Below are 8293 nucleotides of genomic sequence, written 5' to 3'. Positions count from 1 at the left end.
TGTCCGGGGCCGGGTTTGCGTGGACGGGCTGCAGATACTGCGCGATGAAGTCGATATCGACCATGCCGCCGGCGGCGTATTTCAGGTCCCAGACGTCGTCCTCGCCCTTCTCCTGCGCGATCGCGCGGCGCATTTCGGCGACGTCGTTGGCGATGATCTCCGCATCGCGCGGCCGCGTCAGCACGGCGCGGATCACCTGCTCGATCTTGCTGCGAAACTCCGGCGGCGCCGAGATCACCCGCGCCCGCGTCAGCGCCAGATGCTCCCAGGTCCAGGCTTCCTGGTCCTGATAGGCCGCGAACGCATCGAGCCGCGACGCCACCGGACCGGCGCGGCCCGACGGCCGCAGCCGCATGTCGACGTCGTAAAGCACGCCGTAGTTGGTCCGGGTGGTGAACGCCGAGATCAGCCGCTGGGTGAAGCGCGCGAAGTACTGCGCGCCGTGCAGCGAGCGCTCGCCGTCGCTGTCGGGCGCATCGTCGTCGAAATCGTAGATCAGGATCAGGTCGAGGTCGGACGACGCCGTCATCTCGCGGCTGCCGAGCTTGCCCATCGCCAGGATCGCGGTCTGCTGATTCTTGACCCGGCCGTAGGTCGAAGCGAACTGCTCGCTGACAAGGCCGTGCACCGTGCCGACGATGCCTTCGGCCACATCGGCGAACGCCACCGCGGCCTGCTGGGTCGGCACCGTGCCGGACAGAATCCGCGTCCCGATCAGGAATAGACTCTCCTGCCCGAACAGCCGCATCCGATCGAGAAACTCTTCGTAGGAATCGGCGTCCGCCAGCGTCACCGCCAGCCGCGCCGACAGTTCGGCCTGATCCGGCATCGCGCCGAAGAACCGCGGATCGATCAGCCCGTCGAGGATCTGCGGCTGCTGCGCCAGCATGTCGCCGAGCCGCGGCGCGGCGCCGAGCACCAGCGCCACCAGCGTCAGCAGGTCGCGGTTCTGACTGAGCAGCGAGATCAGCCGGCCGCCGCGATGCAGCGCCTGCAGCAACCGGTCGAACGCGTTGATCGCGTCGTCGGGCTGCTCGGCGCGCGCCAGCTCCTCGATCAGCGCCGGCACGAACTCGCGAAACGCGCGCTGCGTGGTCTCGACCTTGAGCACCCGATAGCCGCCGGTGATCCATTGCTGCAGCGTGGTCGCGACCATCACCGGCTTCTTGTAGCCGAGCGATAGCAGGTGATCGAGCAGGCGCATGTCTTCCGGGCCGGCGCCGTAATCGACCGGCGGCAGCTTCGCGGTGCCGGTCGGATCGCCTTCGAACAACTTGCCGTAATGGCCCTGCACACGTTCGAGATAGCCGAGCAGATCGCGCGCAAAGGCTTCTCGGCTGTCGTAACCGAGGAAGCGGGAGAACCGTTCGATCGCATCGATGCTGTCGGGCAGCGCATGGGTCTGCTCGTCGGCGATCATCTGCACCCGGTGTTCGACCTTGCGCAGGAACAGATACGCCTCGGTCAGCTCGTCGCGCGCCTGATAGGTGATCCAGTTGCGCGCCGCCAGAATATCGAGCGCCTCGAGCGTCGGCCGCACCCGCAGTTCCGGATGGCGGCCGCCGGCGATCAGTTGCTGGGTCTGAGCGAAGAACTCGATCTCGCGGATGCCGCCGCGACCGACCTTGACGTTGTGGCCTTCCACCGCGACCTCGGTCTGGCCGCGATAGGTCTGCATCTGCCGCTTCATGTCGTGGACGTCGGCGAGCGCGGCGAAGTCCAGATGCTTGCGCCAGACGAACGGCGCGATCTCCGACAGCAGCGCCTCGCCCGCGACCAGATCGCCGGCGCAAGGCCGCGCCTTGATCATCGCGGCGCGTTCCCAGGTGCGGCCCTCGCGCTCGTAGTAATCGAGCGCCGACAGCGTCGAAAGTGCCACCGGCGTCGAGGCCGGATCGGGTCGCAGTCGCAGGTCGACCCGGAACACGTAGCCGTCGCCGCGCCGCTGCTGCAGAATCCGGCTGAGCCCCTGAGTGACGCGCACGAAGAACGGCTGCGGTTCGATGTCCGGCGCCAGCGTCGGCGCGTCGAGTTCGTAGAACACGATCAGGTCGATGTCGCTGGAATAGTTCAGTTCGCCGGCGCCCATCTTGCCCATCGCGAGCACGATCAGGCCGGAGCCCTGCTCCGGGCAGTCGGGATTGGGCGGCAAGATCCGGCCGCGGCCGGCCTCCTGGCGCAGCAGGAAGCGCAGCGTCATCTGCACCGAGCGGCCGGCCAGATCGGTGAGCGCCTGCGTCACCTGCATCACCGGCCAGATGCCGCCGATGTCGCACAGCGCGATCAAGAGCGCGGCTTCGGCCTTCATCCGGCGCAGCGCCGCCATCACCTCGTCCTCGGACGACGCAGCGGCGACCGACGTCTCGGCGCCCTCCAGCAGCTTTGCCAGCCCCTGCTCCGGCGCGCCGCGCAGCACGCGCAGCAGCCGGGCCGGATCGGCGCGGATCAGATCGAACAGATAGGGCGAGGCCTCGGCGATCGACTGCAGCGCGGTCTGCACCGCCGGAAACGCGGTGCCGACCGCGGCGATCGCCTTGGCCTGATCCGGCGCCACATCGGCGAGCCAGCCGGACAGCCGCTCGGCCGCCAGCACGGGATCGTACAGGCACGGTCCGGCGCGGAAGCGCGCTGCCAAAGCGTTCTGGTCGAGGTCCGCGTCGATCGCGGAAGAAATCATGCCGGCGCCGGTTCGAGAGTCGTTGCGGAGGCCTGTCCTTCGCCCGTGCGGGCCGGAATTGCAAGCGTGGCACGCAATCCGGGGTCCGCGTCGGCAAGTCGCAGCTCGCCGCCGTGCAGCCGCGCCACCGCCGAGGCGAGGCTGAGGCCGAGCCCGGAGCCCGGCAACGTGCGGCTGGCCTCGAGCCGCACGAACCGCTCGATCGCGTGCTTGCGGTCCGCCTCCGGAATACCGATGCCGTGGTCGGTGACGCTGAGCAGCACCTGGTCGCCGTCGCGCCGCGCTTCGATCCGCACGATGGCCGCGGCGGCGTCCGCGTCACCGTCGGCGGGCGATTGCGGCTTGCCGTATTTGATCGCGTTCTCGACCAGATTGGCGAGCGCCTGGCTGATCAACTCCCGATTGCCGCGCACCGGCGCCGCCACCGCTTCGACCTGCAGGCTGAGCGCGTTGTCCTCGGCGAGCGGCTCGTACAATTCGTGGATGTCGCGCGCGATTTCGGCGGCATCGAAGTCGCTCATGTCGCCGCTGGCGTAGCCGGCTTCGGCACGGGCGATCATCAACAGCGCGTTGAAGGTGCGGATCAGACCGTCGGATTCTTCGATCGTGCGCTCCAGCGCGACCCGATAGTCGGTCTCGCTCGAGGCGCCCGCCAGCGCCTCCTCGGCGCGGTTGCGCAGCCGCGTCAGCGGCGTCTTCAGATCGTGCGCGATGTTGTCGGAGACTTCCTTCATCCCCGACATCAGGGCTTCGATCCGCTCCAGCATCGCGTTGAGATTTTCAGCCAGGCGATCGAGTTCGTCGCCGCTGCGGCCGACCGGCAGCCGCCCCGACAGATCGCCGGCCATGATCCGCTGCGTCGTGCCGGTCATCGCATCGATCCGCCGCAGCACGCGCCGCGCGGCGTATACGCCGCCGCCGAGGCCGAGCACGACGACGATCAGCACCGACCATTGCGCCGCCGAGCGCACCACCTTGTTGAGCCGCCGCCGCTCTTCCAGATCGCGGCCAACCAGGAGGCGAAAGCCGCTGGACAGTTCGGTCACGTGAACCAGCGCGCGGTGATTGGATCGTTCCTGGTCGTCGAGCCGCCGATAGAACGTCTCGCTCCAACCGAGCTTGCTCATCACCCCCGGTGCCAGCGCGCCGACATTGCCCGCGACCGCCTGCCCGGCCGGCGTGGTGACGAGATAGAGATTGGCCCCGGGCCGCAGCGCGCGGTTCTCGATCGTGAACACCACGCCGCGCAAACCGCGGCGGCCGTAGATGTCGTTGATCTCGGCGATTTCGGCGTCGACCGTGGTGGTGATCTGATCGGTGATCAGCTTGCGCGTGGTCCAGGCGAAATACGCCACCAGCGAGGCCGCGAACAGACCGAACAGAAACAGATAGACCAGCGTCAGCCGAAACGCGGTGGTTCGGATCAGTTTACCGAACGCGGTCACGGATCACGTCCCGGCGGCGGCGATGCTGTTGAAGGGGTTTCATCCCGGCAAATTAGACACTTCGGGCCTGAATCCAAAGTGACAAATCGTTCAAGGAACGACACTGCGGATCAGTACGCATCTCTCAAACAAAGACCGGGGCGCCGCCCTTTGCAAGGCGGCGCCCCGGTGCGAGTAATCGCTGGCGCAGCACCGCATCTGGTGCTGCGAGCCGATACGGCCGTGCGCTTACGAAGCGCGCACGGTGCGCAGGAAGCGGCTCACTTCGTCCTCGAGCCGGCCGCTTTCCTGCGACAGCGACTGCGCGGACGACAGCAATTGCGAGGACGACGATCCGGTTTCGACCGCGCCGCGCTTGACGTCCAGAATGGTGGCGGAGACGCGCTCGGTGCCCTGCGCGGTCTGCTGAATGTTGCGCGAGATCTCTTGCGTCGCGGCGCCCTGCTCTTCGACCGCGGAGGCGATGTGCGCCGAGATCTCCGACAGCTTTTCGATGGTGCCGCTGATCTCGCGGATCGCGCCGACCGATTCCTGTGTCGCCGATTGGATCCGGCTGATCTGCTGACCGATCTCGCCGGTGGCCTTCGCGGTCTGCTCCGCGAGCGCCTTCACTTCGGCGGCGACGACCGAGAAGCCGCGGCCGGCTTCACCGGCGCGGGCGGCCTCGATGGTGGCATTCAGCGCCAAAAGATTGGTCTGCCCCGCGATGGAATTGATCAGTTCGACGACATCGCCGATCCGCGTCGCCGCCATCGACAATTCGCTGACGCGATCGGTGGTGTTGCGCGCCTGGCCGACGGCATCGCCGGCGATCCGGGCCGATTCCTGAACCTGCTGGCTGATCTCACGGATCGAGGACGACAACTGATCGGTCGCGCTGGCCACCGATTGCACGTTGCTGGTCGCTTCTTCGGAAGCCGCTGCGACGTGGCTAGCGAGGTTCTGCGAGGTGTCGGCGGTGACCGCCAGCTGCCGCGCCGAAGTTTCGAGCTCGGCGGAGGCCGACGACACCGTCCTGACGATCTTGCCGATGGCGCTTTCGAAGTCGCTGGCGAGCCCGTGAATCTGGTCGCGCTTCTGGACTTCCGCCTTCATCAGATCGTCGATGTCGACCAGCGAACCGCAGGCGCGCCGCGGCTTGCGGTTTTCGTCGAGCACGACGCCGCCGGTGGCGCGGAACCAGCGATAGCTGCCGTCCTTGACCTTGAGGCGATACTTGACGTCGTAGCCGACGCCGGTCTGGCAGGTCTGGGTGAAGGCCGCGAAGGTCGGGGCCACATCGTCGGGATGCAGCCGATCCGACCAGGATTGAACGACGTTGGGAAATTCGGCCTCGGAGCTGTAGCCGCACAGCCGGCGAAACTCGGACGACCAGGTCCAGCGCGCCTTGGGATGCATCGCATCGCCTTCGTAGAGGATCGCGTCCCACAGCCCGATGCCGCAATGCAGCGACAGCGTGTCGAGCCATTCGGCCTTCTGAATCAGTTCCTGCTTCTTCTGGCGTCCCGTAAACATGCGGCGTTCACATCCCTCGTGTGTCGTGTTGGAGGGACGCTCGCATATGAAAATTAAGAAACGATGGCTCCGCCCCATCTAGATACCTGGAGGCGAGATGGAACCGGCCCGGCCGCGGTCAGCGCAGCCCGTCTCTGATCATGTAGCCCGCACCGCGAATGGTGTGCAGCAGCGGCCGGTCGAACCCTTTGTCGATCTTCGAGCGCAGCCGCGAGATGTGCACGTCGATGACGTTGGTCTGCGGATCGAAGTGATAATCCCAGACGTTCTCCAGCAGCATGGTGCGGGTCACCACCTGGCCGGCGTGCTTCATCAGATATTCGAGCAGCCTGAACTCGCGCGGCTGCAGCGTCAGCTCCTCGCTGCCGCGCGTGACGCGATGCGACAGCCGGTCGAGTTCCAGATCGCCGACGCGGTAGCTGGTCTCCTCGGCCGGTCCGCCATGACGCCGCGACAGCACCTCGACGCGCGCCAGCAGTTCGGCGAAGGCGTAAGGCTTCGGCAGATAATCGTCGCCGCCGGCGCGTAGCCCCTTGATCCGGTCATCGACCTGGCCGAGCGCCGACAGGATCAGCACCGGCGTGCGGTTGCCCTTGTCACGCAGGCTTCCGATCACCGACAGGCCGTCGCGCTTCGGCAGCATCCGGTCGACCACGAGGACGTCGTAATCGCCACTCTCCGCCAGCGCCAGTCCCTCTTCGCCGTCGCCGGCCAGATCGGCGACGTGGCCGACCTCGCGAAATGCCTTGACCAGATAGTCGGCGGATTCGCGGTCGTCCTCGATGATCAACAGACGCATATTGCTGTCGGACTTGCTCAAACTCTGCGGGCTCTGCTGCAACATGACGCGGCTTCAGCCTCCTTGCAAGGCGGCACGAACACCCCCGGGACAGGAACGGGCGATGGAGCTGGGGGACTCCACCGCCCGCCTGAGCCTTCCGACGGAGGGGGGCTGAACTCCTAGCGGAAGGTGTAAGGTGGGGACGAGCGGGTTAAGGCCCGTCCCCGGGACAGAGCCGTCGGCTGGGGGCGACGATTGCCGGCGACACTCTCCATTGCTGTCGTCATCGCTGCGCCGATCAGCCCTTGGCGATCGGAACCGCAACGAAGCGAGACGATCCGCCGCTGCGAACCCGCATCAGCACGCTGTTCTTGCTGTCCTTCTTGGCCGACGCGAGCGCGTCGCGAACATCACCCGGGTTCGACACGTTCTTGCCGGCGACTTCGAGGATCACGTCACCCTCCTTGAAGCCGCGATCGGCGGCGGCGCTCTTCGGGTCGACGTCGGTCACCACGACGCCTTCCTTGCCGGCACCGGCGACCGAACCGGCGGGCGCCAGCGTCAGGCCGAGCTTCGGCAGGTCGAGCCCCTGGCTGGAGCCGCTGTCGCCGCGATCGGAGTTGCTGGCCTCGATCTTGTTCGGCAACTCACCGAGCGTCAGCGTCAGTTCGCGGTCCTTGCCCTTGTGGAATACGGTGAGCTTGACCGAATGCCCCGGCGCGAACGCGCCGATGGTGCGTGCCAATTCCCTTGCGTCCTTCACCGGGGTGCCGTCGACGGCCGTGATCACGTCGCCGGATTCGATTCCGGCCTTGGCTGCGGGGCCGTTCGACTGCGGCTCGGCGACCAGCGCGCCTTCCGCCGTCTTCAGGCCGAGGCTGTCGGCGATCTCCGGCGTCACCGGCTGCACCTGCACGCCGATCCAGCCGCGGCTGACCGAGCCCTTGTCCTTGAGCTGCTCGACCACCGCCTGGACGGTGTTGGCCGGGATCGAGAACGCGATGCCGATGCTGCCGCCCGAGGGCGAGTAGATCGCGGTGTTGACGCCGACGACTTCGCCGTTGGTATTGAACGCCGGGCCGCCGGAATTGCCCTTGTTCACCGGCGCGTCGATCTGAATGAAATCGTCGTAAGGCCCGTTGCCGATGTCGCGGCCCATCGCCGAGACGATGCCGGCGGTGACGGTGCCGCCGAGGCCGAACGGATTGCCGACCGCGAGCACCCAGTCACCGATCCGGGGCTTGCCCTCGGCGAGCTTGGCGTAGGGGAAATTCGACCCGCCCTCGACCTTGATCAGCGCCAGATCGGTACGCGGATCGGTGCCGATGACCTTGGCCTTGTGAGTCTTGCCGTCGTCGGTCGTGACTTCGACCTTGTCGGCGCCTTCCACGACGTGGTTGTTGGTCACCGCGTAGCCGTCGGCCGAGATGAAGAAGCCCGAGCCCTGGCCGGTGATCATGCCGCCGCCGCGATGGCCGCGCAGGCCGGGCGGCATCTCGCCGCCGAACCGGCGGAAGAACCGTTCCATCGGCGAGCCGGGCGGAAACGAGAAGTCTTCGCGATCGTCGTTCTTCGCCATCTTGTCGGCGATGTTGACCTTCACCGAAATCACCGACGGCTTCACCTTGTCGACGATGTCGGCAAAGCCGACCGGCTGTTGCGACGGCTGAACTTTGGCGCCGACCTGCTGGGCGTGCGCCGGCGTTGCAATCAGATCGAACGAACCGTTGCCATGACCCAGTCCGTAAGCCCCTGCCCCCAGACCGGCGACCACCGAGGCCATCAGCGCGAATTTGCGCGCCGACAGCAACGACCTGGCGAGCGGCCGGTGCGAAGACTGCGAGGACGGAACGGGGCGACGATCATGCATTGAGA

Annotated in this window: 5 protein-coding genes; all 5 read right to left on the bottom strand. The window is 66.9% G+C overall.

Going from position 1 to position 8293, the window contains the following annotated elements; all coding sequences use genetic code 11:
* A partial coding sequence (locus DY468_RS13785; protein WP_164605372.1) for a bifunctional [glutamine synthetase] adenylyltransferase/[glutamine synthetase]-adenylyl-L-tyrosine phosphorylase occupies window positions 1-2677 on the bottom strand: 2677 nt, incomplete at its 3' end.
* Window positions 2674-4122, bottom strand: coding sequence for a sensor histidine kinase (locus tag DY468_RS13780; protein ID WP_164605371.1), 1449 nt, complete (start codon window positions 4120-4122; stop codon window positions 2674-2676). The genes DY468_RS13780 and DY468_RS13785, both read right to left, overlap by 4 nt.
* Before the next feature lie 228 nt (window positions 4123-4350).
* Window positions 4351-5520, bottom strand: coding sequence for a methyl-accepting chemotaxis protein (locus tag DY468_RS13775; protein WP_502706226.1), 1170 nt, complete (start codon window positions 5518-5520; stop codon window positions 4351-4353).
* Between the two features lie 235 nt (window positions 5521-5755).
* Entirely contained in the window at window positions 5756-6436 is a 681-nt protein-coding gene (locus tag DY468_RS13770) for a response regulator transcription factor (protein WP_164605380.1), read from the bottom strand.
* Between the two features lie 280 nt (window positions 6437-6716).
* Window positions 6717-8288: a Do family serine endopeptidase gene (locus DY468_RS13765; protein ID WP_164605366.1), complete on the bottom strand. Its 1572-nt coding sequence runs from the start codon at window positions 8286-8288 to the stop codon at window positions 6717-6719.
* Between the last annotated feature and the right edge of the window lie 5 nt (window positions 8289-8293).

Origin of the sequence: Rhodopseudomonas sp. BR0M22, from assembly GCF_010907035.1 — a bacterium.
In the GTDB taxonomy this organism is placed as follows: domain Bacteria; phylum Pseudomonadota; class Alphaproteobacteria; order Rhizobiales; family Xanthobacteraceae; genus Rhodopseudomonas.
Note: the sequence above shows the minus strand (reverse complement) of the source record. Positions and strands in the feature narration are given on the sequence as shown.